Origin of the sequence: Cellulomonas sp. URHE0023 (assembly GCF_000688475.1) — a bacterium.
Taxonomy (GTDB): domain Bacteria; phylum Actinomycetota; class Actinomycetes; order Actinomycetales; family Cellulomonadaceae; genus Cellulomonas.
Genome location: NZ_JIAN01000010.1, coordinates 1 through 24,286, shown reverse-complemented (window position 1 = coordinate 24,286; position 24,286 = coordinate 1). Strand labels below are relative to the sequence as shown.

Genomic DNA, 24,286 nt, shown 5'->3' with positions numbered 1-24,286 from the left:
ACTCAGAAAGACTGGCCTGTGAAGCTTCCGATGCCTCGAGGACCGCTCAGCCTCGCCGTGCTCGATCTCCTCGGTTCGGGACGTGTGCACGGCACCGACGGTGCCGGTCTGACCGAGACAGCACGGCGCGTCACCGAGCGATCCACGGACCTCCTGACGGACGACGACGTCCAGCTTTCCCTCTACGTCATGTACGAGCTGTTCTACCGCGGCTTCGAGGGCGTCGACGACGAGTGGGAGTGGGACCCCGTCCTCCTGTCGGCCCGGGCGGTGGTCGAACGTGCGCTCGAGCAGCACCTCGCGGAGCGCGTGCCCGTGCCCGACGGGGTGGTCCCTCAGCGCGACGCCGTCGCCGACGCCCTCTTCGCCCTCACGGCGCCCACGCCCGGCCCGAGCGTCGCCCGCTACGTCGCGAAGCGCGCGAGCCTGGAGCAGCTGCACGAGTTCCTCATCCACCGGTCCATCTACCAGCTCAAGGAGGCGGACCCTCACACGTGGGCCATACCTCGGCTCCTGGGACAGCCGAAGGCCGCGCTGGTCGAGATCCAGGCCGACGAGTACGGCGGCGGGGACCCCGGCCGGATGCACTACGAGCTGTTCGCCCGCACGATGCGGGGTGCAGGGCTGGACGACCAGTACGGCGCCTACGTGGAGCGTGTGCCCGCCGTGACCCTGGCCGGGGTGAACGTGATGTCGCTGTTCGGGCTGCACCGCCGGTGGCGCGGCGCCACGGCGGGTCACCTGGCCTGCTTCGAGATGACCTCGTCGCTGCCGAACAGGCTGTACGGGGACGGGTTCCGTCGGCACGGCTTCGACCAGGGGACGACGTGGTACTTCGACGAGCACGTCGAGGCGGACGCCGTCCACGAGCAGATCGCCGGGCGGGACCTCGCGGGAGCGCTCGCGCAGAGCGAGCCGGAGCTGCTGGAGGACATCCTGTTCGGGGCGGCCACCTGCCTGTACCTGGACGGGCTCGCCGGCGACCACGTCCTGTCCGCGTGGGAGGCCGACGTCAGCTCGTTGCGGCTGCCATGAGCAGCGAGGCTGCCATGAGCGGCGCGGTTCCGGTGAGCAGCGGCGGCGGCCTCCCGCCACGTGCGGTCCGCGAGCCGACGATCGTGGCGTGCCCGGACGGCCCGCTCCTGGTGCGGGGCGACGTGACCATCACGGACGCCGACGGGCAGCCCGTGCCGCGGCGACGAGCAACCGTCGCGCTCTGCCGCTGCGGCGTCTCCACGATCAAGCCGTACTGCGACGGGACGCACAAGGCGATCGGGTTCACGACAGCCTGACGCCCTCGGCGAGGGCCCCCGACCGCACGCGACGCCGCGTGCGGTCGGGGGCTCGAGCTCAGCTGCCGGCCATGACGTTGTCGTAGGCGCGCTGCGCCGCGGACTGCGCATCGGCAAGCGCCTCCGACGTGGACTTGTCGCCGAGAAGGGCGGCAGTCACCGCATTGTTGAGCTCGCTCTCGATCTGCTGCCCTGCCGGCGACGAGCCGAAGGTCTGGCCGTAGTCGAGGACGTCGTAGTACGTCGAGATGACCTGGTCGAACCCTGCGTTGCCGGACGGGACGACCCACTTGTCTCGCAGCGCCTTGTCGGCGTCGGGTGAGCCGGTGAACAGGCCCGTGTTCACGCCGCCGTCCTCCTGGCGCGTCTCGCCGCGCGCGTCACCTGCGGCGTCCCACGCGGCCGACGACGTCAGGTCGATCGCCCACGCGCACGCGGCTGCCGGGTTCTTGGCCAGGGCGGGGATGACGAAGGCCGTGCCCGAGGCGACGGAGAACGGCTTGCCGTCCTTGCCGCGGAACGGGACAGCGCCGAGCTGGACCTTGTCCAGGTAAGGAGACAGCACGTTCGGGTACCACTGGGCGTCCACCTGAGCACCGACCTGGTCGGCCACGAACTGGTTGTTGTCGCCGAAGGTGTCGAACGAGTCGGTGAAGCTCTTGATCTTGGCGAAGCCGCCCTGCGCGTCGGTGATCTGCTTGAGCAGGTCGATCCCGGCCTCGTTGGCGGGGTCGTCGAGCGTCGGCTTGCCCTCGTCGTCGGTCAGACGGCCACCGTTGGCCAGCACCCACAGACCGGCCTGGCCGGTGGCGACCGGGTCGAAGCCGAGGGTCGTCGGGACGCCTCCGCTCTCCTGGTACATCTTGGTGATGGCGGGCAGCAGCACGTCGGGCTTCGACGTGTCGATCTGGTCGTCGGTGACGCCTGCGGCCTGCATCACCCGCTCGTTCAGCAGGATCGCGGGCGGCTGGTAGAACTGCGGCACCGCCCACACCTGGTCGTTGTACCGCACGTCGTCCACGACGAACTTGTACCACCAGGTGTCGGCGTCCACGTCGTGCGCCGTGAAGCACTTGTCGAGCGGCATGATCAGCTTCTGCGCGGCATACGTCGTGACGTACCGGCGGTCCATCTGGACCACGTCGGGCACGTCCCCGCCTGCCAGGCGCGTGGTGAGCTTCTGCGCGTCGAACGCCGTCTGGTCGAGCTTGACGTCGACGTCGGGGAGCTGTTCGGCCGCATAGTCGAGCCGCGACGTCCCCACCTCGTCCGGGTTGTCGAACGCCCAGCCTTTCATCGTCCCGGTCGGCGTCCCGGCGAAGTCGGCGACGGCCGTGCTGGCCGCCCCGCTCCCACCGCCGCTGCAGGCTGCCATGGCGAGCACCGCGCCCGGTACCAGCAGGACGGCGATGCGTCGGTTCCTCCTCATCACGACTCCTTCACCCCGGAGCCGACGACGGCGCCGGACGGGATCGTTCGGTCCCACGGACCGAAGGGTGCGCCCCGTCTCGACGCCTCCGCGCCCGGGCGTCGCCCGGGTGCGCCCTCCCAGCGTCGTTCCGCAGCGACCGCACCGCATCCCGAAGCGTCGTCCGGCTTCACTGCGGCGACGGCCGTTCGACCAGGTCGAGCTCGACGAGCGGCGCATCGCTCGCCGCGGGGACGGCGAAGGTCCGCAGCTGGAACGGCCCGAACGGAACCTCGACGCGGCGTCCGAGCAGCGGCAGGTCGAGCACACCCATGGCGGGCTTGCCCTGCGTCTCGACGGCGCGGACGACGAGGTCTGCACCGCCTGGACCGGTCGTCGCGTCCTCGCTGCCCTTGACCGCCGTGATCATCACGGCGCCGCCCTCGTCGGTGACGAACGACCTGCGCGGAGGCAGGGTCCCCCCGTGCGACGACTCGAGCATCGCGCGCGGCGGCATCCCGAGCTCCTGGGCGCGGCGCGTCGGGTCCGCCACGTGGAGGTCACCGGCGTGCGGGACCAGGACGTAGGTGAACCGCTGCACGCCCTGGTCCTGGAACGCGTACTCGCCGTCCGGGTCGAGCAGGTACGGGTCGTGCCAGGCGTAGACGGGACTCCGGACGGCCGTGATCCCGATGCTCGGCTGCGCGCCGCCGGAGACGTCGTAGCCGTGCTTGTGCGTCACCAGGATCGTCAGGCCGGCGGGGCGGCCGGCGACGGAGCCGGTGAGGTCGACCCATCCTTGACCGGGCTCCTCGGCGCCGTCGACCGGCCGCTCGATCGACGCGAACGGGATCTCGTAGGTCGCACGCGGCTCGTCCAGCGACGTCGGGACCCGGACCTTGAGGAGGTGCGCCTCCTCGTGCCAGTCGAGGGTCACCTCCACCCGAAGACTGCCCGAGTCGTGGTCGAGGATCAGGTCCTCGGTCATCGTCGAGGCCCCCCAGGCACGTCGCACCCGGACCCGGGCCCGCAGCGGGCCCAGCTCCCGGACGGCGGAGCCCCGCACCTCCATCGCGTCGCCGGGCCAGGCGTACGACACGACCCGGTGCCCCCAGGTGTCGGTCGGGTCGGCACAGACCTGCGTGTGCGTGCTGCCGTCGACGCCGGCCATCACGTCGATGCCGGTGCGCTTGTCGAGGTACGACCGCAGCCAGCCGGTGTCCGGGTCGAGCTCGATGCGGACGAGGTCGTTCTCGAGGAGGTCGGGGGTGGCCACCAGCGACGTCGCAGTCACCTGTGCGTCGCTGGTGCGGTGCACCCGGTAGAGGCGGTAGCCCAGGGCGGGCAGGTCGGCGCGAAGCACGAGCGAGCTTCGCCCCTGCGCTGCCGCTGCCGCGCGCGACTGCGTCGGCTGCCACCGGACGGGCTCACCGACGTCGTCGACGACCCCGGCGGGCTCCATGCCGAGGTGCAGTCCGACGTCGCACGAGACCGGCCACGGGTGGGGGTTGAAGACGAGCACGGGCTGGGAGTCCCGCTCGAACGGGATGTCGACCTGCCGGGCGATCACGCTGTGCGCACGCGCGGTCACGCGCTTGGCGGTCGTGACCGCGGCTCCGAGCTGGTCGCGCGCGTCGTCGAACGCCGCCTCGACGGCGGTGCCGGGCAGGATGTCGTGGAACTGGTTGAAGAGCACGTGCTTCCACGCGTCCTCCAGGGCCTCCCGGGGGTAGGGGACGCCGTCCGTCACGGCCGTCACGACGGCCCACCGCTCGGCGACCAGCAGGGCCCGCTGGGCGCGGTACTGCCACGTCTTGATGCCCGAGTGAGCCGAGTAGCACCCCGGTGCGTGGTGCTGCAGGTCACCGGTCCGGGCGGCGATGCCGTCGCGCGCCACCGCACCGTCGAAGAAGTCACGAGGACCCGCCATGCGCAGGCGGCCGAACGACCCCATCCGGTCGTAGCGGTGGATGGACTCGATGTTCGCCCGGGTCGGTCCACCGCCGTGGTTCCCGACGCCGTAGAGCACCATCACCTCGCCCAGGTCCGGATCGAGCGCGGCGAGCGCCTTGTCCACCTGACCGTCCACGGGGCCGGCGCCGCTCGAGTACTCGTGGGGGACGCGGTACGCGAGCACCGTGCTCCCGTCGGGTGCCTCCCAGCGCAGGAGGGTGCGGTGGACGTCGCTCTCGTGAGGCCCCGGGCGCAGGTACAGGTACGAGTCGATTCCCTGCCCGCGCAGGATGGTCGGCAGGACCGCGCTGTGACCGAAGGGGTCGAGGTTCACGCCGACCGTCGCGGCCCTGCCGAACCGCGACAGCAGGAACCGCTGCCCGTACAGCCCCTGTCGCACGAAGCTCTCACCCAGGGGCATGTTGCAGTCGGGCTCGACCCACCACCCTCCGACGTTGACCCACCGACCCTCCGACTCGCGCCGCCGGATCTGCTCGAACAGCGCCGGGTCCGACTCCTCGACCCACGACAGCAGGACCATCTGGTCGCACGTGAACACGAAGTCGTCGTACTCGTCCATCCGCGCGATCACCGACGCGAAGGTGGCCCGCGCCTCCTGGTAGCCCTCCTGCCAGGGCCACAGCCACACGGGGTCGATGTGGGCGTTCCCGATCATGTGGACGAGCCGCGGCGGTGTCGCGTCCGGGCGGCCGGACTCGGCGGCCGGTTGCTCGCCGGCCCGGGCGTTCGACATGGGGCCGACCCGTCGGGCGCGCGAGGTGGGCGGCACCTGCCGCGCGGGCTCCGGGACCGTGTCGCCGGGGCGCCGCTCAGGCACGGCACGACCCGTCGGGGTCTCGCCGTCGCCCCCGGTGAGACGTACCCTGCGAGAACCGGCGCCGCGAGAACCGACGGCGCACGGAGCACGCTGCGGAGCCCGACATGGACGTGACCATCCAGCTGGACGGTGACAGGACGGTGGTCGTCGCACGGGGCGTCCTCGACGTCCACACCGCGCCCGACTTCCGTGAGGCCGTGGTCCCCCTGCTCGCCGCGGCCGGCCCGGGGTCGGTCCTCGACACGTCCGCGCTGCACGTCGCGGACCTCGCGGGTGACGCCACGCTGCAGTGGCTGGCGAGGCACCGCCAGGAGTTCGGCGGCAGCGAGCTGGGCGGCGGACCGCCCGACCCCTGAGGAAACGTCTCCACCGCGTGCACCGCTCCATGAAAAGAAGCGGTTCCCGGGTCTGTCAACGTGCACTTGACCGGCCGCAGAAGCGCTTCGCAGGATGGGGAGGTGCCCCGCTCGGCAGGCGATCCCACGACCGTGACCCTCGATGCGATCGCCCGGCCCTCGGGCGGCTTCGCGATGGTCGCGATGGACCAGCGCGAGAGCCTGCGGACGATGTTCGACGCCGCGGGCGTGCCGCGGACCGACGACAGCGTGGTCGACTTCAAGGTCGCCGTGGCTCGGGAGCTCGGACCGCTCGCGTCCGGCTTCCTCATCGACCGGGGTCCCGCGTTCGAGCGGGTCCGTGGGTCCGTGCTCAGCTCGTCCACCGGTCTGGTCCTGGCGACGGACAGCCTCGTGCAGGACGTGGGCGGCCCGGTCGAGGAGACGGGCCTCGACGACGTCGTGCTCGGCAGCGGCTTCGACCTGCGGGGCGTGGCCGCGCTCAAGCTGCTGCTGATCTGGAGGCGGGACTCCCGGCGCCAGGACCGGGTCGAGCTGGCGCAGCGCTTCGTCGCCGAGGCGCGTCGGCGGGGTGTCCTCTCGGTGCTCGAACCCGTGGCGCGGCCCGCCGCCGAGGAGGACACCGCTACGTGGGACCTGGACGACGCGATCGTGGAGGCGGCCCACGAGCTGTCCGGGCTGGGGGCCGACCTCTACAAGGCGCAGGTCCCGCAGGCCGGTCGCGGCCCGCTCACGACACTCGACGCTGCGTGCGAGCGGCTGGGGGCGGTGGTGCGAGGGCCGTGGGTGGTCCTGTCGCAGGGCGTCGACCCGGGCGACTTCGAGAGGGCTGTCGGGGCGGCGTGCCGCGGCGGTGCGAGCGGCTTCCTCGCAGGCCGCGCCCTGTGGAGCGACGTCGTCGGCTCCGCTGACGTCGACGCGGCCCTCCGTGCGGTCGCCGTCCCGCGGCTGCGGAGGCTGATCGAGGTCGTCGACGCGGAGGCGCGGCCGTGGAGGCAGGCGTGGGCGTCGTCCTGACCTCCGACGGCACCCTCGTCGGTCCGCACTACCGGGTTGTCGTCCTGCAGGCACCGCCGCGCGCCGTGCTCGCCGACGGGCAGGGGCGCATCTGGTCGCAGCTGAGCCTGCTCGCGTCGCTCGACCGGGTCGACGTGGCCGACGTGTCGACGACCGTAGGAACGCCCGAGGTCCGGCAGGTCGGCACGTCGGAGATGGAGGTCAGGCTGTCCTGCGAGAGCACCGCATGGTCCTCCAGGACCGTCCGGCTGCTGTGCTGCGAGGACCGCCTCGAGCTCACCGTGACGGTCCGCGGTCGGGGGTACCTGGGACGTGTCCGGCTGCTCGGGGGCGCGGCGCTGCTGCCTTCCGGTGCGACCGGCACGTTCCGCTCGTCGATCGAGCACCGTTCCGTCTTCGTCCCGACGCCCACCGAGCCCGTGCAGGTCGTCCGCCCGGCGACCAGTGCCGCGGCCCTCGGCGTGCTGGGCGACGGGTCGCCCGGCCGGGTCCATGCCGTCTTCTCTCCACCGCCGCTGTGCCTGGCGCTCGGACGCCCCCCGGCGGCGGGACCGCTCGAGGTACCGGAAGGCGAGTGGCTGTCGCTCGGAGTCGTCGGCCCCGTCGCGGCGCTCGGGTTCACCGAGGTGACGTACGAGCCGCTCGACGACGGGTACCTCGTCGCCCTCGACTACGACGGGCACACCGCCGTGGACGGCGAGCTCCAGACGCCGGCCCTCGTGCTGCGGCCGGTCACCGACCCGTGGGAGGCCCTTCGCAGGTACCGCGACGACCTGGTGGACGCGGGCTACGCGCCCAGGGCAGCCGTCGCGGCCGGTCCGGCGTGGTGGCGCGAACCGATCTTCTGCGGCTGGGGAGCGCAGTGCGCCCGTGTGCCCGGGTCGACCGGGCTTCACCCGGCGCACCTGTCTGACCTGCCGGTCGCGCCGCCCGACGCGCCCACGGCGAGCGACCTCTCGCGAGCGGACGTGTACGACGAGCTGCTGGGCCACCTCGCCGCCCACGGCGTCGTCCCTGGCACGGTCGTGGTGGACGACCGGTGGCAGGCGTCCTACGGCACCGCTGAGCCCGACCAGGAACGGTGGCCCGACCTGCGCACCTGGATCGAGGGTCGCCACCGCGCGGGACAGCGGGTCCTGCTCTGGTGGAAGGCATGGGACCCGGCCGGTGTCCCTGATGCCGAGTGCGTGCTCGACCCGGCGGGGCGGCCGGTGGCCGTCGACGTGGGCAACCCGGCGTACCTCGAGCGCCTCGACCACCTGGTCGCGTACCTGCTGGGCAGCGCCGGCCTCGACGCCGACGGGTTGAAGATCGACTTCACGCAGCGGTCGCCGTCAGGGTCGGCCGTGCGTCGCCCGGGCGGCGGGGGACCGTGGGGTGTCGCCGCGCTGCACGTGCTGCTGCGGCGCATGTACCTCGCCGCCAAGGGCGCCAAGTCCGACGCCCTCGTGGTGACGCACACCCCGCACCCCTCCTTCGGCGACGTGTGCGACATGGTCCGGCTCGACGACGTCCTGGAACGCGATCCGTCCGGCGCGCACGTCTCGGCCGCCGGACAGGCAGCGGTCCGCGCCGCGACGGTGGCGGCATGCCTGCCGACGCACCTGGTGGACACCGACCAGTGGCCGATGGCGTCGCTGGCGCAGTGGCGTGAGTACGTCGTGCAGCAGACGACGTGGGGTGTGCCGGCCCTCTACTACGCCGAGCGCATCGACCGGTCGGGGGAGGCGCTGCGGGACGAGGACCTCGCTCTGGTGGCCTCGTCCTGGGCGGCGTACCGCGCACGCGACGGCCTGCGATGAGCGGCACAGCCCCGACGGAGGTGGTGCCCGGTGTGTTCCGCGTCGCCGACACCTGCCACGTGTACGTCGTCGTCGCGGAACATGGTTCCGGGCGCACCGGGATCGCCATCGACTTCGGCTCGGGTGCCGTGCTGGACGAGCTCGACGCCATGGGCGTCGACCGGATCACCGACGTGCTGCTGACGCACCACCACCGGGACCAGGCGCAGGGGCTGCCGCGCGCCGTGGCCGCCGGTATCCGCGTGCACGTCCCGCCGGTCGAGCGCGACCTGTTCGACCGGGTCGACGAGATGTGGCGCACCCGTCCCCTCGACAACGACTACAACCTGCGGCAGGACCGCTTCTCGCTGCTGGCGCCCGTGCCGGTGGACAGCGTGGTGCCCGAGTACCGCACCGCCTCGTACGGCGGGGTCGACGTCGAGGTGCTGCCCACGCCCGGTCACACCGTCGGGTCCGTGACGTACCTGGTCCGAGCCGCGGGGTTGGTCCTGGCCTTCAGCGGTGACCTCGTGTACGCGCCGGGCAAGGTGTGGTCGCTCGCGGCGAGCCAGTGGAGCTACACCGACACCGAGGGCCCGGCGATGACGGTGCTGTCCGCCTACCTGCTCACGGACCGCGGCGTGGACCTCCTGCTCCCGTCGCACGGGGACGTCATGGATGACCCGCGGCACGCACTCGGGCTGCTCGCGACGCGCATGCGGGCCTACGTCGACTCGCGTCGACCTTTGCCGTGGGACCTGCGGACCCGGTGGGAGGACCCGTACCTGCGGGTGACCGAGCACCTCCTGCTGAACACGTCGAGCCTCGCGTGCAGCTACGTGCTGCTGTCCCGCTCGGGTGCCGCGCTCCTCATCGACTACGGGTACGACATGACCACGGGCCTGCCGGCCGGCTACGACCGGGCGTCGCGCCGTCCGTGGCTCGCGTCGTTGCCCGCGCTGCGCCGCACCTACGGCGTCGGTGCGGTCGAGGTGGTCCTGGCGACGCACTACCACGACGACCACGTGGCGGGCATGAACCTCCTGCGGGACGTGGAAGGAACACAGGTGTGGGCGGCGGCCAACGTGGCCCCCGTCCTCGAGTCACCCGCCGAGCACGACCTGCCCTGCCTGTGGTTCGATCCCGTGCCGGTGGACCGGGTGCTTCCGCTCGGCGCGACGGTGTCCTGGCGGGAGTACGAGATCACCGTGCACGAGCTGCCCGGGCACACGCTGTTCGCGGCGGCGTTCGAGGTCGTGGTCGACGGCACCCGGGTGCTGGTGACGGGTGACCAGCAGGACGGGCTCGGGATCCCGGGCCGCCGCCGCGAGGTCCTCAACTACCAGTACCGCAACCGCTTCCGCGTCGGGGACTACCGGGACAGCGCGCGGCTGTACCGCGAGGTCGCGCCAGGCGTCATGGTCTCGGGGCACTGGGAGCCGCGGTGGGTAGACGACCCCTACCTCGAGATGCTCGCCGCGCAGGGCGAGGAGGTGGTCCGCGTGCACCGCGACCTCCTCCCGCTCGACGAGCTCGACCTCGGCGCCGACGGCGTGCTGGCCCGCGCGACGCCGTACCGCGCGCGGCTCGTGGCGGGGGAGCCGAGCGACTTCACGGTGCAGGTGCGCAACCCGTTCGCCGGGCCACGCCCGGCGGTCGTGCGGACGGTCGTGCCCGGCGGCTGGCGTTGCGAGCCTCGCGTCGCCACCACGGAGGTGGCCGGCGGCGGTGTGGCCGACGTCCACGTCTCGGTCACGGCGTGCGGACCGGCCCGTCGCAGGGTGCCGGTCGCCTTCGACGTGAGCATCGGGGAGCTGCGTCTAGGGCAGCACGCCGAGGCGGTCCTCGAGGTGGTGGACGCGTGAGCACCGTGCCCCTGGAGCTGCGGACGCCGGACGGGACCGTGGTCGGCCGCGTCGAGCACGTGGCCGAGCTGCTGCTCCCGGACGGGCGTGCGGAGCGGTTCCTCGACGTCGGGTCTGCCCCGGACGGCACCCTGCGCGGCACCTGCCGTGGCTTCCGCGCCGACGCTCGGTGGTCGCCGCCCGATCGCTCCGGCCGACGGACGCTGCGGCTGACGGTCCGCTACGACGGGACGGACGTGGCGGACGCGTCCATCCGTGTGCGGTGCGAGCTGCCCCCCGACGACGACCCGCCGTGGTGGCTGGTGCCCGGGGCGTTCTACGGCGCCAACCGACCTGCGGACAGCCCTCTCGCCTTTCCCCGCTTCGAGGTCGGTGCGCGCGACTACGACCGCCTGGTCAGCGACCACTGGGCGCTGCGGGCCGACCGGGCTGCCACGCCCGCCGTCTTCGGCTGGGCGGGTCCGGGTGGGCTGGCCATGCTCGCCCCGGAGACCACCGCACTCGGCATGACGGGGATGGGCTTCGCGCACGACGCGGGCACACGTCGGGGAACCCTGCACCTGACCTTCCCGTTCCGGGAGGAACCGGTGAGCTACGACGGCTCGCCGTCCCCTCGACCGGCCGAGCGGGCGAGCCACCGCTGGGTGCCCGGCGAGGAGGTCATCCTCGAGGCGGTGGTCCACGCCCTCGGGGCCGACCGCCACGGGTACGCCCCGGTCCTGCGGGCCGAGCACGCGAGGTCCCGGGCCGAGGCTCCGCTGCGGCCGTGGGTGGGCGTCGAGGAGGCGGCGGACCTGGCCGCCGACGGCCTGTGCCGATGGCACTACGCCGAGCCCGGCGTCCTGCTCGAGACGGTGGGGTTCGACCGCGGGATCGCGGGACGCGACGGGTTGTCGGTGGACAGGCAGGCGATGCACGTCGGGTGGCTCAGCGGCATCCCGTGGGCGTACGCCCTGCTCGTGCACGGCCGTCGCCGTGCGCGGGGCGAGGAGGTGCGCCGGGCGGAGCGCGTGATCGACTTCGTGTGCGCCGAGCTCTCGCCGTCGGGATCGCTCTGGGGCGTCTGGTACGCCGAGAAGGGCTGGACCCAGAGCTGGTCGAGCCGGCCGCACGCGCTGCAGTCACGCACGCTCGCCGAGGCATCGCTGTTCCTGCTGCGCGCACTCGAGCTCGGACCCGAGGTGCGGCTCCGGCACCCCCGCTGGTCGGACGCCCTGCGGTCCACGCTCGACGTCGTCGCCGCGCGGCAACGCGCAGACGGCAACCTCGGATCCGCGCACCACGCCCTCACGGGTGACGTGCTGTCGTGGGACGGCACCGCCGGGCTCGCGTGGGTCGGGCCGCTGGCGGAGGCGTCCCGCTGGGACGGCGGCGCCTACCTGGCGGCTGCCTTGCGCGCCGGTGAGTACTACGCGTCGTTCGTGGAGGACGGGCTGCTCCACGGTGCACCCGAGGACGTCGACGCGGCGCCGACCTCCGAGGACGGGTACGTCGCCGTCATGTCCTACGTCGCACTGCACCGGCGCACCGGCGACCCGCGCTGGCTGGACCTCGCCCGACGCGCAGCCGACTGGATGCTCACCTTCCGGTACACCTACAACACGACGTTCCCCGCCGGGACGCTCCTCGACGTCTACGACTTCCGGACCAGGGGAGCGGACAACGCCTCCCCGCCGAACCCGCACCTGCACGCGTACGGGCTCGTCTGCACCGTGGAGCTCGCCGAGCTGTCGGCGGCCACGGGCGACGACCACTACGTCGAGCGCGCACGCGAGACCCTGGCGTGCTTCCGGCAGCTCATCGCGCGGTTCGACGGTGACTTCAACGCCTACCGGGGCATGGCGAGCGAGCGCTACTACCAGACGGAGGCGTTCCAGCCGAAGGGGATGCTGCTCACCCTGTCGCACGCCTGGTCGGTCGGGGTCCTGCTGCTGGCGTGCGAGGGGGCGATCGCGCGACCGGAGCTCCTGGTCCCCGCGCGGTGACCTACCCCTTGCGCCCCGTGGTGGCCACGCCCTCGATGAAGTACCGCTGCCCGAAGGCGAACAGCACCAGCATGGGGATGGTGACGATGAGGGACGCCACCATGACGTACTGGTAGTCGCCCTGCCCGCCCGCCGTCGGGCTGTACTTGGTCATCGCGTAGGCGATCCCGAGCGGAGCGGTGAACCCCTCGACGCTGCCCGCGTTCAGGTAGATCAGCGCCTGCTGCAGGTTGTTCCAGCTGGCCTGGAACTCGAACAGCAGCACGATGATGAACGACGGGATGGACAGCGGCATCGCGACCTTCCAGAACATCTTCCAGTAGCTCGCGCCGTCGATGCGGGCGGCCTCGAACAGCTCGCGCGGCAGGCCGAGGAAGAACTGGCGCTGCAGGAAGATGTAGAACGCCGACCCGAACAGGTTGGCGCCGAACAGCGGGACCCACGTGCCCAGCAGCCCGACGTTCTTCCAGATGAGGTAGATGGGCACCATGGTGACCGCGCCCGGCAGCATCATGGTCGCGAGCACGAGCCCGAACAGCAGGCCACGCCCCGGGAACCGGAAGTAGGCGAAGCCGAACGCCACGATGGAGCTGGACAGCGCGACGGCCACCGAGGCGATGACGGCGATCGCGAAGCTCGTGCCCACCCAGTGCAGCAGCGGCAGCTCGCGCCAGACCTCGACGTAGTTGGACCACTGGAACGTCCCGGGCCACAGCGAGTTGTCGAAGACCTTGCCGCGCCCCTTGAGGCTCGCCGCGAGCAGCCACGCGAACGGGTACAGGAACATCAGGGCGAAGCCGACGGACAGCACCCAGAGCACGATGCGCCCGACCCGGTGCCGAGGTCCGTGCGGCCCTCCGTCCGGTGGCCTGTCCTCGGGTCTCGGCGCGACGATGACGGCCGGGCCCGGGCGCGGACCCGCGGTGCCGACGGCGGACATCAGCGGTCTCCCTCGTAGTAGACGAGCCGGTTGCCGAACCTCATCTGCACGAACGTGACGATCATGATGATGACGAACAGCAGCCAGGCCATCGCGGCGGCGAACCCGAAGTTGAACTGCCGGAAGGCCTGCTGGAACAGGTACACGGCGTAGAACAGCGACGCCTCGGGCGACGAGTTCGACTGGTCGCGCCAGAACAGCAGGTACGCCTGGTCGAACACCTGGAACGCGGCGATCGTGAGCACGATGACGTTGAAGAACATCGCGCTGGAGATCATCGGAAGGGTGATGCTGAAGAACCGTCGGACCGGTCCGGCGCCGTCCAGCGACGCCACCTCGTACAGCTCTCGCGGCACGTTCTTCAGGGCGGCGAGGAAGATCACCATGGTGCCGCTGACCGCCCAGAGCTGCATGAGGACGATCGACGGCTTGATCCACGTGGGGTCGACGAGCCACTGCGGGCCCTCGATCCCGAACACGCGCAGGCCCTGGTTGATCGCGCCGGTGTTCCCGTTGAGCAGGAGGAAGAACACCGCGGCCGTGGCCACCAGGGGAGTCATCCGCGGCAGGTAGTAGAGCGTCCGGAAGGCGCCGGCGCCACGTCCGATGCCGTTGAGCAGCGAGGCCAGGAACAGCGCGAACGCGATCTCGAGCGGCACTGCCAGCAGGGCGTAGAAGAGCGTGTTGCCCAGGGCGGTGGCAACTCGTGGGTCCTCCACGAGCCCCCGGTAGTTGGACAGACCGGCCGGCACGGCGGCGTTCGTCGCGAGGTTGTAGTGGCTGAACGAGATGACGAGGCTGTAGATCATCGCGCCGGCGGTGAAGATCAGGAAGCCGATGAGCCAGGGGGAGATGAACAGGTAGCCCGCGATGGCCTCGCGGCGGTGGAAGCGCGCACGGGAGGGTTTCGGCCGCGTCGGCGAGGCGGCCCGCACGACGTCGGTCTGCGCCATGAGCGCCTCCGCCTGCGCGACCAGCGCGGGTGCCACCGGCCTGTTCTCGCCCGGAACCCCGCTCCTGGTGTGGCCCTCGGGCCACGATTTCGCGAACGTAACTCCGGGCCGAGGCCACCGCAACACGGGGTGGTTCAGACCACCGCGGCGATCAGCGCGTCGAGCCGCGCCGCCGACCCCTGCCACCCCTGCGGCCGGTCGAGGGCGACCCACGAGCGCTCGCGGACCCGGTGCAGGACGGTGAACAGGTCGAGCCGCAGCCGCTCCAGGTGGGTGCTCGGGCCGTAGGCCTCGAGGAGCGCCTCCACGTCTGCCGGGGCGTGAAACGCCACGTGCACCAGCGTCTGGGCCAGGTCGCTCATCGGGTCGTCCCACGCGGCACCCTCGAGATCGACCACGCCGGCGATCGTGGGAGCCGGCCCGTCCGCCAGCAGGATGTTGCCGCTGATGAAGTCGTGGTGGCACAGGACCGGTGCCGGGCAGGACTCGACCGCCGCGCGGCGGCTCTGGACCAGGTGCGCCACCCGGCCGGCAAGGAGCGACGGCCCACCCGAGCGCACGTACGCGGGCAGGAGCGCGTCGCGCAGTGCGGTGACGCGCTCCCATGCCGTGCCGTACCGGGGACCGAGCAGGCCGCCGAAGCGTTCACCGCGCACCGAGTGCAGCCGGCGCAGGAGGCCGCCCGCCTGGCTGGTGAGGGCCGTCGCGCTCCTCGGGTCGAGCGCGGACCGGACGTCGGCCCAGCGCACGCCCGGCAGGCGGGTCATCAGCAGGTACCCGGCGGAACGATCAGCCAGCGCACCGTGGAGCATGACGCGAGGAACCGGCAGGACCGATGCCGCGAGGCGCAGACCGAGCACCTCGGCGGCCGGCCGGGTGTCGCTCGCGCCCGGGTAGATCTTGAGCGCGAGCTGGGTGCCGTCGGCGTCCCGCATCCCGAGCACCTGGCCCACGGCTCCCTGGACGTTCGGCGTCCAGCCGTCCGGGGCCGGTCCCGGCCGCCGCTCCTGCACGGCGGCCAGGACGGCCGCGAGGACCGAGGCGTCGACCGGACTCACGACGCGACGAGCCGCAGGTCGTCGGTCACCGGGTCCTGCGGCATGGGTCCGTGGTGGGCGACGGGGCGGTGGCCGCCCCGTCGCCTGCCAGCGCTAGAAGGACTGACCGCCGTCGTCCGCCGCGTGGGCGCCCTTGACGTTGTCCGCCGCGTCGCCCGCTTCGGAGCGCATCGCAGACGCCGCGTCACGGCCCTCGTCGCGCAAGGTCGACCCGGCCTCGGCGGCCCGGTCCTTGACGGCGGCGGCCGCGTCCTGAGCGGGCTCGCGCAGGTTGTCCGCCACGTCCCTGGCGGCGTCCTTGGCCTCCTGCACCAGCGGTGCCGCCTGGTCCTTGGCGGACTGTGCGAGACGTTGCTCCTGCCGGGTGCTCGGCAGGACGGACGAGATGAGCCAGCCCGCACCGAACGCGATCAGACCGGCCGCCAGAGGGTTCCCGCGCGTCCTGGACGCGGCCATGCGGGGAACGTCCGACGCCTTGTCGCCGAGTGCCGACGCGGTCGACCCGACGCTCTCGGCACCGCTGGCCGTGGTGCCGCGCACGGCGTCGACACCGTCGGAGACGGCACCCATGACGCGGTCCTTCACACCCGTCGCAGCGGTACGCACCCGTTGTGCCTGCCGCTGGGCGGCCTGCGTCGGGCTGACCTTGTCGGTGAGGGCGTCCACGTCCGAGCTCAGCTCGGCGCGGGTGCGCTCGATGTCTTCGCGAATCTGGTCCGGGTCCGTGCTCATGAGTTCTTCTCCTCGTGTCCTTGCAGAGCGTTGGGGATCTTCTTGACCGTGTCGGTGGTGCGCGGCATCCCGCCGACCCGCTTGGCCTCCGCGCGGCCGCGGGACGCGAGGACCGCTGCGACGACCGCCCAGAGCACGGCGACGATCACCGCGGACCAGGGCAGGGAGTCCATCGCGTCACCGAGCGCCCACCACAGGGCGACCGAGAGGAACAGCAGGACGAAGTGTCCGGCGACGGCTGCGCCGGCGAACATCGACCCGCCCTTGGCCGCTTGCTTGGCGGACTGCGTGACCTCCGCCTTCGCCAGCTCGACCTCCTGGCGGATGAGCGTCGACAGGTCGCGCGTGACGTCGCCGAGCAGGTCGCCGACGGACTGTCGCGGCGGGGCGTTCAGGGGCTCCGTCATCGCTCGTCCCATCCCGCGGTACCCGGCACCGGCGGTGTGAGGTCGTCGGCGAGCGGGGACCGCTCCTCGGCGACGTAGCCGTAGCCGTTCGTGGTCACGGGCGTCACGGGGGTCGCCGTGGTCGCCGGGGTGAACCGTTCGGCTTCAGGCCGCGTCCGGGAGGCGTCGTCCGGGGCGTCCTTGAGGCCGCGGGTGAGGCGTCCGAGCACGATCCCGGCACCGGCCGCGAGCGCGAGGAAGGTGACAGGGCGGCGCCGGGCGAAGTCGCGGACCTCCTCGACGAGCTCGTCCGGGCCGTGGGTGTCGAGCCACCGGCCGAGGGTGTCGATGCGCTGACCGACCTCGTGCACGACGTCCGTCGCGACGTTGTGGTCCGGCTGGGTCGAGGCCATTTGCGTGAGCTGGCTCCCGACCGAGGTCAGTCCGCCCGCGAGCCTGCTCTGCTGCGTGCTCGCCTGGTCGGAGAGCTCGGACCGTGCCTGGCCCCAGAGGTCGCCGACCTGGCGGCGCGCCTCCTGCGAGACGGCTGCCGCCTCGCTCTTGGCGTCCTCGAGCAGCTGCCCACCGCTCTGGGTGGCTGACTCCTTGAGACGGCTGGCCTGGTCCTTCGCGGTGTCCGTCTTCGTGGACCCGCCGTTCGTCGTGGATCCGCCGTCAGACGTTCCCGCGTAGCTGCTGGTGTACTCAGTCATCGTCTTCCTCGTCTCGTGTCATACATCCGAGGGGATCCGTGCGGCAGTGCGTGGGGGCGCGCAGCACGGATCGTTGTAGGTCTCGCGGCCTGGAATGTCTGCCGCGGGACCGTCCGTGGGGAGGTCGGGCGCGCGAGGCGCCCTGGGTTCAGCGTCCGGGGTGTGCGGGCCGCAGCGCCGCGCACCTCTCATGTCCGGCGACTCGTCCTGTCCCGGACGGCGGTCACCCGGCCCCGCTCCGGACCGGTATCCCGGGACGCTAAGCCCGGGCGGACGCGCTCGCCACTGGAACGGACACCGCGAGGTGCCCCGACCGGTGGCGGCCAGGGCTCGGGAGGTGGCTGCGGTGGTCGGCTCCGGTGGGCGGCTCGTCGAGCGGTGACGGTCCGACGTGCGGCCTGCCCTGGGTGGGCCGAGGATGGAGAACGACGTCGGGAAGGGTGCGTCGGTGGTCCACCCGATCACGGGGAGGCACCGTGTGGTTCCTGGTCTTTCGTCGGCTACGGCTCATCCTCGTCGCCGTCCTGGTTCTCCCTCTCGTCGCGACGATCGCCCGTCGGCTCGCCGTCCGTGCGGAGCGTCGCCAGGACGGGCCCACCCTCGGGTCGCGTGGCCTGCGCGTGGTCGAGACGTCCGCGAACAGGGCCCGGTCGCTGCTGCGATGAGGCTGCTGCGATGAGTACGCCGTCCGAGACCCCACCTGTCCGGGTGATGCTGCGGCCCGTCGGGTCCCCCCTGCCGCTCGGGTTCCTCGGGCTGGTCGTCGCCACGACGGGGTTCTCGGCCGTGCAGCTCGGCTGGGTCCCCGCGGACCAGGCCGCTGTCGTCGCCGCCGGCGTCCTGGTGTTCACGGTGCCGGTCCAGCTGTTGGCGAGTGCGATCGGGTTCCTCGCCCGCGACCCGGTCGCCGGGACCGGGATGGGTGTGCTGGCGGGTACCTGGGCAGCGGTGGGCGTGACGACGTCGCGGGCCCAGCCCGGGGCGCACTCGCCGGGGCTCGGCATCCTCCTGGTGTGTGCCGCGGCCGCCATGCTCGTGCCGGCGGTCTCCGCATCGGGCAAGCTCGTCGCCGCCGCCGTCATGGCGCTCAGCGCGGTGCGGTTCGCGTGCACCGGAGTCGTGCAGCTCACGGGTTCAGCGGACTGGACACGGCTCGCAGGGTGGGTCGGTATCGGCCTGGCCGCGCTCGCGCTGTACGCCGCGCTGGCGTTCGAGCTCGAGGACGTCCACGAGCGGCCCGTGCTGCCGGTGCTCCGTCGTGGCGCTGGTGCCGCGGCCATGGACGCCGACGTCGAGGCCCAGCAGGACGCGCTCCGCCGAGAGGCGGGCGTGCGGCTCCAGCTCTGAGCGCAGGACACGCCGCCCGTCCAGAACGACGTGGCGGTCGTCAGGCGCCAGCACCTCAGGCACCACAACGAGAGGAGAGGTCGACATGAGCGAGAACACCCCCGACCGGCCGGACGTCCCCGACCTGCCCGAAGCCCTCGACGGGCTACCGGACAAGGAGCCCGAGGACTCGCCGCCCGCGACGCAGGACCCGGCCAACCCGGACGCCCACGGACCGATCATCCAGGCGTGAGGAACCCGCTCGAGAGCGCGCCGTGCGCTCTCGAGCGGGTCTGCGGCAGCGGGTCTGCGGCCTCACGCGGTGGCGCAGGCGCGGCCCTGCCTCATTCGTCGGACGGCTTGGTGAACCCGGCATGCATGGCGGCCTTGGCGCGGTCGGGCAGCACCGCCGCGGCAGCGGTCTGGGACCGGGTCTTGAGCGAGTGCACCTCGACCTTGTCCTTGCCGGCCATCAGCGCGTCGAACGCCTCGGTGGCCACCTTCACGGGGGCGTCCTTGGGGCCGCGCCCCACCGGGGTGTCCGTCATGTCGGCGCGCTCGAAGAACGCCGTGTCGGTCGGGCCGGGAAGGAGCGCGGTCACCGAGACGCCCGTGTCCTTGAGCTCATGCCGGAGCGCCTCGCTGAACGACAGCACGAAGGACTTCGAGGCGGCGTACGTCGCGTAGTACGGCCCAGGCATGAGGCTCGCCGTCGACGCCGTGAACAGGACGCGCCCGGAGCCGTGCCCGACCATGTCCGGCACCAGGGCCTTCGCCAGTCGGACGGGTGCGACGACGTCCAACGCGATGACCTCGAGATCCCCGTCGAGCGGCGTCTCGATGAAGGGGCCGCCCTGGCCGACACCGGCGTTGAGCGCGAGCGCGTCGACCGGTCGGCCGTGGCCGTGGACGGCGTCGACGAGGTCCTGCACGCCGTCCGGGGTGGTGAGGTCGGCCTGGACCGCCCGCGCAGTGGTTCCGTCCTTGCCCAGCTCTGCGGCGACCTCGTGGACGCCGTCGTCGTCGGCCGTGACGATGACGTCGAAGCCCTTCTCGGTGAACACCGTGGCGAGTGCGAGCCCGATCCCCGCTGGAGGCTCCGGTGACGACGGCGAACGGACGTGTGGTGGTGGAAGTGGTCATGACAGCTCCGTGGATCGAGCCGTGAGCGCCCTCTGCTGGGCGCTCACCCGACCGTAAGCCGCCGCACCCGCAGTGCGCGCGCGCAGCGATCAGCCGGGGACCAGGAGGCCGGAGTCCAGGGCGATCTCCGTGTCGAGCGTGACGTACCCCCGGTCCTCGAACAGCACCGTGACCCGTTCCGCCTCCACGGCGCTGACCGTGCCGGGACCCCACTGCGCGTGCACGACGCGCTGCCCTCCGATCAGTCGCGAGACGACCACGTCGAGGCTCGTGCCGGCGTCGCAGCTGTCACAGGCGCCGCACCGGTCCGGGTGTCGTTCACCCAGCAGCTCGAGGAGCAGCCGGCGGCGGCAGTCCGAGGAGTCGGCGTAGGTCTGCACCATCTCGACGCGCGACCCGTCCAGGGCGCGCAGGCGGTCCCGTCGCTCGCGCAGCGACCTCAGCGCCTCCGTGTCGTCGAGCGGACCGGGAACGAGCCCGTGCCCGGTGTCCTGCACGGCACCGACCTCGACCAGGGCGCCGATCGTCCGGGAGACCGTGCGCGAGCCGAGCCCGGTTGCGGCGGCGACCTGCGCACGGTCCCGGGCGCCGTCCCGTACCGCTCGCAGGACGGCGCGCACGGATGCGGGTCGCGGTCCTGCCGTCGACACGAGGAACCGGTTGAGCCCGACCTCGCCGGGCAGCACGGCGGCGACCGCGCGTGCGGGCTCCTGGTCGCGTCCGGCGCGCCCGACCTCCTGGTAGTACGAGTCGAGCGAGGGCGGGAGGCCCGCGTGCACCACCAGCCGGATGTCCGCGCGGTCCACCCCCATGCCGAACGCGCTCGTGGCGACCAGCAGATCCGTGCGGCCGCTGAGGAAGGCGTCCTGCGCCTGGGCCCGCTGCCGCGCCCCGAGGCCCGCGTGGTAGGCGTCGGACCGGCGTCCGGCGGCGGTCAGTGCGCCCGCGAGGGCCTCCACGTGGCCGCGCGTGCGGGCGTAGACGACCGTCGGACCGTGGTCGTCGAGCACCGTCCGGACCACGAGGTCGTCCCGGTCGCCCGCGGTCGCGCAGTGGCGCACGCCGAGCCAGATGTTCGGCCGGTCTGCGTCTCCGACCAGCACACGGGCGTCCGTCATCCCGAGGCGGTCGACGATCTCCTCCCGGACCCTGGGGGACGCGGTCGCGGTCATCGCCAGGACCCGAGGTCGCCCCAGACGCCGGACCGTCTGGGCGATCGCCAGGTAGTCCGGTCGGAAGTCGTGGCCCCACTCGCTCACGCAGTGGGCCTCGTCGACGACCACCAGTCCGACGTCCGCCTGGGTGAGGGCCTCGACGACCTCGGCCCGGACGAGCTGCTCGGGCGCCAGCAGCAGGGCGTCGAGCGCGCCGCTGCGGGCGTCGGCCAGGGCCGTGCGGCGCTGGGCGGGCGAGCGTGCCGAGCTCACGGACGCGGTGCGAAGACCGGCGTGGTGCAGCGCCTCGACCTGGTCGCGCTGGAGGGACAGCAGCGGGGACACCACGACGGTGAGGCGGCCGGTCAGCAGCGTCGCGACGGCGTAGACCGCGGTCTTGCCGGCACCGCTGCGGGCGACCAGGAGGGTGTCGTGGGAGCCGAGCGACCGGAGCGCGTCGGACTGGATGTCGCGGAGCCGCTCACCGGTGCCCAGCACCCGCCGGGCGGCGTCGTCGAGCGTCGTGCTCACGGGCGACGCCAGTCGTCGGACTGCAGGTGCGAGCCGGCCATCGGGCCCATGGTGAGCATGCCGCCGTCGACGGCCCACGACGCGCCGGTGACGTAGCCGCCGTCGGGACCGCACAAGAGCCGCACCACGGCGGCGACCTCGCGCGCGTCGCCCGGACGCCCCAGGGGCACACCCGGCCGCGCCGCGCCCTCGAAGGGCGACTGGTCCTCCTGGCCCGTCATGGGTGTCGCGATCTCGCCGGGCGCCACGGCGTTCACCGTGATGCCGTGCTCGGCGAGCTCCAGGGCGGCGACCTTCACGAGGAGCCCGAGCCCACCCTTGGCCGCGCAGTAGGGCGCGCTGCCCACGCGCGGCGCGTGCTCGTGCACGCTCGTGATGGCCACGATGCGACCACCCGTGCCCTGGTCCACCAGGTGCCGGGCGGTGCGCTGCAGGCACAGGAACGCCCCGTCGAGGTCGACGGCGAGCACGTCACGCCACTGCTGCCACGTGAGGTCGAGCAGGGGGGTGGACGTACCGGTTCCGGCGTTCAGGACGACCGCGTCGATCCCGCCCATCGCGGTGACCGCGTCGTCGACGACCCCGGGTGCGCTCGTCGGGTCCGTGAGGTCGAGGTGCAGGACGTGCGCTGTGGCGCCGTGCGAGGCGACCTCGTCCGCCGTCCGACGCGCCCCGTCCTCGTCCTCGTGCCACGTGATCGCGACGTGCTCGGCGTCGTCTGCCAGCGCGACGGCGACGGCCTTGCCGATGCCCGAGTCTGCGCCTGTCACGAGCACGCGGCGGGGGCCGGGCCCCGCGGTCGGGTCGGGTACCTGGACGGTGGGGGAGCTGGTCATGTGTGCACGCCCTTGCGCTGCGCCCGCAGCGGCCCCGTCTCGACCGGCGGGGCCAGCGTAGGCACCGTCACGGGCGCGCGCGACAGGGCCGCTCGGGCTGGGTGAGCTCGGATGGGGGAGGCGCCGAACTCGTTGCCCGCTCCACTGGCACTCTCCGGTACTGAGTGCTAAATATCTGTCCTGTAGCCGGTCCGAGCACGGTTCGGACAGCACCCGGGGGCCGGACGGTCCGGTGCCCCGACTCGAGGGAGGTGAGGGTCATGGCTACGCGATTCGACCCGTTCCAGGAGATCGACCGTCTCTTCGGTCAGCTGCTCACGGCCGAGCGGACCTCGGCGACGATGCCGATGGACCTGTACCGCGCCGGTGACCACTACGTGCTGCACGTCGACCTGCCGGGCGTCGACCCGGGATCGATCGACGTGAACGTGGAGGACCGCAGCCTGACGATCCGGGCCGAGCGGACGTCTCACACAGACGGCGACGTCCAGTGGCTCGCCAAGGAGCGCCCGGCCGGGACCTATGCCCGACAGGTGACGGTCGGTCGCGGGCTCGCGCTCGACGCGATCTCGGCCACGTACGCCGACGGTGTGCTGACGTTGAGCATCCCGGTCGCCGAGGAGGCCAAGCCGCGTCGCATCGAGGTGCAGCACGGAAGCGACGCCACGCAGATCGCGTCGAGCTCCGACGCGAACGCCTGACGGGCTGAGGCAGGGGCGCGTGCCGGCGAGCGAGAGCCGCCGAGACGAGGCCGAGGGACGCCCTGTGCGGGCGAGCCGAGGCCTTCGCGCCCCTGCCGGCACGTCCGCCGAGGGCGGCCGGAGCACGGGGCCCGCCGCCGGGAGTCTCACCATCTCGGTCGTCATCCCGGTCCTCGACGACGCCACCATGCTGCAGAGGTGCCTGCAGTCGCTCACTGAGCAGAACGTCTCGGCAAGCGAGGTGGTCGTCGTCGACAACGGCAGCTCCGACCGCACGGCCGAGGTGGCTGCCGCGTACGGCGCCGTCCTGATCCAGGAGCAGCGGCGCGGCATCGGTCACGCGGCGGCAGCCGGGTACGACGCGGCGAGCGGCCAGATCATCGCCCGGTGCGACGCCGACAGCGTGCTGCCTCCGGACTGGCTCCAGCGGATCGGCCGCACGTTCGTCGAGCACGACGAGGTGGGGGCTGTGAGCGGGCCTGGTCGGTTCTACGACGTGCCCGTGGCCTTGTCCTGGTGCGGCGCCGTCCTCTACATGCGGCTGTACTTCGCGGTCATGTGGGTGACCCTGGGGCACGCCGCGCTCTTCGGGTCCAACACCGCGTTCCGTGCGGATGCGTGGCGGGCTGTCCGCGACCACGTGCACACGGGGACGGACGTGCACGACGACATCGACCTGAGCTACCACCTCGGCCGGGTCGCGGTCCTGCGGTACGACCGGTCCTTGCGGGTGGGGATCTCCGGGCGACCCCTCCTGTCACGGCGCGGGCTCGTGGTCCGGTGGCGCCGCGGTGTCCGGTCGGTCGTGCTGCACTGGCCGCAGGACGTCCCGTGGAAGCGCTGGGCCCGCCGCAACGGTCACGTCGACCGCGTGCCTCGACGTCCTTGGTCGCCCGAGCACGGAGCGGTCCCGTCCGGGCCCAGGCCCGGGCCGGGCCCGGGCTGAGGGTCTGGTCGTGAGTTGACCAGGCCGGGGCGGTGGGCACGGGGTGCCCACCGCCCGGGGTCTCACTCGGCGGAAGCCACGTCCTGCAGGGCGCCGCTGCTCGTGGCGCCGTCGCCGTCGCGCGGTGAGGTGGCGGAGGTCCCGTTCTTGGTCAGCTCGGAGAGGAACTCGTGGCAGCGCTGGGCGCGCTGGGAGTCCTCGCTCATGACCTGCTCGAAGAACGTGGCGATGTCGTCCTTGCCGGCGTTGCGTGCGTCGCGCACGTACTGGCCGTAGTCGTGCCCTGCTTTGAGGGAGTGGTACTGCACGGAGATGAGGTCGAACGTGACGTCGTCGAACCCGGTCTCACCTGTGGCCATGTGTGGTCTCCTC

Annotated in this window: 24 protein-coding genes; 12 read left to right on the top strand and 12 right to left on the bottom strand. The window is 72.5% G+C overall.

Features of this window, described 5'->3' with window-relative positions; translation table 11 throughout:
• Positions 1 to 30: 30 nt before the first annotated feature.
• Positions 31 to 1,035, top strand: coding sequence for an iron-containing redox enzyme family protein (locus N553_RS0118440; protein ID WP_081844770.1), 1,005 nt, complete (start codon positions 31 to 33; stop codon positions 1,033 to 1,035).
• 14 nt (positions 1,036 to 1,049) lie between these two features.
• On the top strand, positions 1,050 to 1,292 hold the full coding sequence (locus tag N553_RS23610; RefSeq protein WP_051640376.1) for a CDGSH iron-sulfur domain-containing protein: 243 nt from the start codon (positions 1,050 to 1,052) through the stop codon (positions 1,290 to 1,292).
• Between the two features lie 58 nt (positions 1,293 to 1,350).
• On the opposite strand, the gene N553_RS0118430 is transcribed toward N553_RS23610, so the two are convergent.
• Both N553_RS0118430 and N553_RS23605 read right to left on the bottom strand, forming a co-directional pair.
• Positions 1,351 to 2,721, bottom strand: coding sequence for an ABC transporter substrate-binding protein (locus N553_RS0118430; RefSeq protein ID WP_156043906.1), 1,371 nt, complete (start codon positions 2,719 to 2,721; stop codon positions 1,351 to 1,353).
• Between the two features lie 169 nt (positions 2,722 to 2,890).
• A complete protein-coding gene (locus N553_RS23605) occupies positions 2,891 to 5,407 on the bottom strand; it encodes an alpha-mannosidase (RefSeq protein ID WP_081844762.1) in 2,517 nt (838 codons plus the stop codon).
• 188 nt (positions 5,408 to 5,595) lie between these two features.
• On the opposite strand from N553_RS23605, the gene N553_RS0118415 reads away from it, so the two are divergent.
• The 5 genes from N553_RS0118415 (at position 5,596) to N553_RS23595 (ending at position 12,495) form a co-directional block, all read left to right on the top strand.
• A complete protein-coding gene (locus tag N553_RS0118415; protein ID WP_028047752.1) occupies positions 5,596 to 5,847 on the top strand; it encodes an STAS domain-containing protein in 252 nt (83 codons plus the stop codon).
• 102 nt (positions 5,848 to 5,949) lie between these two features.
• Positions 5,950 to 6,864 carry a hypothetical protein gene (locus tag N553_RS0118410; RefSeq protein ID WP_028047751.1) on the top strand — a complete coding sequence of 305 codons (915 nt, stop codon included), beginning with the start codon at positions 5,950 to 5,952 and terminating at the stop codon, positions 6,862 to 6,864.
• Positions 6,849 to 8,666: a hypothetical protein gene (locus N553_RS23600; RefSeq protein WP_034623484.1), complete on the top strand. Its 1,818-nt coding sequence runs from the start codon at positions 6,849 to 6,851 to the stop codon at positions 8,664 to 8,666. The genes N553_RS0118410 and N553_RS23600 overlap by 16 nt, the downstream gene beginning before the upstream one ends.
• Positions 8,663 to 10,510: an MBL fold metallo-hydrolase gene (locus tag N553_RS0118400; RefSeq protein WP_034623427.1), complete on the top strand. Its 1,848-nt coding sequence runs from the start codon at positions 8,663 to 8,665 to the stop codon at positions 10,508 to 10,510. Before N553_RS23600 ends, N553_RS0118400 begins: the two co-directional genes overlap by 4 nt.
• A complete protein-coding gene (locus tag N553_RS23595; protein ID WP_051640353.1) occupies positions 10,507 to 12,495 on the top strand; it encodes a hypothetical protein in 1,989 nt (662 codons plus the stop codon). The genes N553_RS0118400 and N553_RS23595 overlap by 4 nt, the downstream gene beginning before the upstream one ends.
• A 1-nt stretch (position 12,496) precedes the next feature.
• Here the strand turns inward: N553_RS23595 and N553_RS23590 are convergent, their stop codons facing one another.
• From N553_RS23590 to N553_RS23580, 6 genes are all read right to left on the bottom strand, one after another.
• Positions 12,497 to 13,435, bottom strand: coding sequence for a carbohydrate ABC transporter permease (locus tag N553_RS23590; RefSeq protein WP_081844761.1), 939 nt, complete (start codon positions 13,433 to 13,435; stop codon positions 12,497 to 12,499).
• On the bottom strand, positions 13,435 to 14,388 hold the full coding sequence (locus tag N553_RS0118385) for a carbohydrate ABC transporter permease (protein ID WP_028047749.1): 954 nt from the start codon (positions 14,386 to 14,388) through the stop codon (positions 13,435 to 13,437). Before N553_RS0118385 ends, N553_RS23590 begins: the two co-directional genes overlap by 1 nt.
• A 134-nt stretch (positions 14,389 to 14,522) precedes the next feature.
• Positions 14,523 to 15,446, bottom strand: coding sequence for a phosphotransferase family protein (locus N553_RS0118380; RefSeq protein WP_028047748.1), 924 nt, complete (start codon positions 15,444 to 15,446; stop codon positions 14,523 to 14,525).
• Positions 15,447 to 15,539: 93 nt separating this feature from the next.
• Positions 15,540 to 16,178, bottom strand: a complete 639-nt coding sequence (locus tag N553_RS23585; RefSeq protein WP_034623426.1) for a DUF3618 domain-containing protein — start codon at positions 16,176 to 16,178, stop codon at positions 15,540 to 15,542.
• A complete protein-coding gene (locus N553_RS0118370) occupies positions 16,175 to 16,585 on the bottom strand; it encodes a phage holin family protein (RefSeq protein WP_034623478.1) in 411 nt (136 codons plus the stop codon). The genes N553_RS23585 and N553_RS0118370 overlap by 4 nt, the downstream gene beginning before the upstream one ends.
• On the bottom strand, positions 16,582 to 17,277 hold the full coding sequence (locus N553_RS23580) for a hypothetical protein (protein WP_051640352.1): 696 nt from the start codon (positions 17,275 to 17,277) through the stop codon (positions 16,582 to 16,584). The genes N553_RS0118370 and N553_RS23580 overlap by 4 nt, the downstream gene beginning before the upstream one ends.
• Positions 17,278 to 17,753: 476 nt before the next feature.
• Here N553_RS23580 and N553_RS0118360 point away from each other — a divergent pair, with 476 nt between their 5' ends.
• The 3 genes from N553_RS0118360 to N553_RS25205 all read left to right on the top strand — a co-directional run bounded on the left by N553_RS0118360 (position 17,754) and on the right by N553_RS25205 (position 18,856).
• The gene (locus N553_RS0118360; RefSeq protein ID WP_028047746.1) at positions 17,754 to 17,942 is read left to right on the top strand and encodes a hypothetical protein; all 189 of its coding nucleotides are present in this window, start codon (positions 17,754 to 17,756) and stop codon (positions 17,940 to 17,942) included.
• Between the two features lie 10 nt (positions 17,943 to 17,952).
• Positions 17,953 to 18,624 (top strand): hypothetical protein, encoded by a 672-nt coding sequence (locus tag N553_RS0118355; protein WP_028047745.1) that lies wholly within the window; start codon positions 17,953 to 17,955, stop codon positions 18,622 to 18,624.
• An 85-nt stretch (positions 18,625 to 18,709) separates the two neighbouring features.
• Positions 18,710 to 18,856 carry a hypothetical protein gene (locus N553_RS25205; RefSeq protein ID WP_156043905.1) on the top strand — a complete coding sequence of 49 codons (147 nt, stop codon included), beginning with the start codon at positions 18,710 to 18,712 and terminating at the stop codon, positions 18,854 to 18,856.
• A 91-nt stretch (positions 18,857 to 18,947) separates the two neighbouring features.
• On the opposite strand, the gene N553_RS23575 is transcribed toward N553_RS25205, so the two are convergent.
• The 3 genes from N553_RS23575 to N553_RS23565 form a co-directional block, all read right to left on the bottom strand.
• On the bottom strand, positions 18,948 to 19,667 hold the full coding sequence (locus tag N553_RS23575) for an SDR family oxidoreductase (RefSeq protein WP_231505319.1): 720 nt from the start codon (positions 19,665 to 19,667) through the stop codon (positions 18,948 to 18,950).
• A gap of 168 nt (positions 19,668 to 19,835) precedes the next feature.
• Positions 19,836 to 21,431, bottom strand: coding sequence for a RecQ family ATP-dependent DNA helicase (locus N553_RS23570; RefSeq protein WP_034623425.1), 1,596 nt, complete (start codon positions 21,429 to 21,431; stop codon positions 19,836 to 19,838).
• Positions 21,428 to 22,267, bottom strand: a complete 840-nt coding sequence (locus N553_RS23565) for an SDR family oxidoreductase (protein WP_081844760.1) — start codon at positions 22,265 to 22,267, stop codon at positions 21,428 to 21,430. The genes N553_RS23570 and N553_RS23565 overlap by 4 nt, the downstream gene beginning before the upstream one ends.
• A 260-nt stretch (positions 22,268 to 22,527) precedes the next feature.
• Between N553_RS23565 and N553_RS0118330 the strand changes: the two genes are divergently transcribed.
• Together N553_RS0118330 and N553_RS23560 are read left to right on the top strand one after the other, a co-directional pair.
• Positions 22,528 to 22,968 carry an Hsp20/alpha crystallin family protein gene (locus N553_RS0118330; RefSeq protein WP_028047744.1) on the top strand — a complete coding sequence of 147 codons (441 nt, stop codon included), beginning with the start codon at positions 22,528 to 22,530 and terminating at the stop codon, positions 22,966 to 22,968.
• 64 nt (positions 22,969 to 23,032) lie between these two features.
• Positions 23,033 to 23,914: a glycosyltransferase family 2 protein gene (locus N553_RS23560; RefSeq protein ID WP_051640350.1), complete on the top strand. Its 882-nt coding sequence runs from the start codon at positions 23,033 to 23,035 to the stop codon at positions 23,912 to 23,914.
• Between the two features lie 62 nt (positions 23,915 to 23,976).
• Here N553_RS23560 and N553_RS23555 read toward each other — a convergent pair whose 3' ends face one another.
• The gene (locus tag N553_RS23555) at positions 23,977 to 24,273 is read right to left on the bottom strand and encodes a hypothetical protein (RefSeq protein WP_051640349.1); all 297 of its coding nucleotides are present in this window, start codon (positions 24,271 to 24,273) and stop codon (positions 23,977 to 23,979) included.
• Between the last annotated feature and the right edge of the window lie 13 nt (positions 24,274 to 24,286).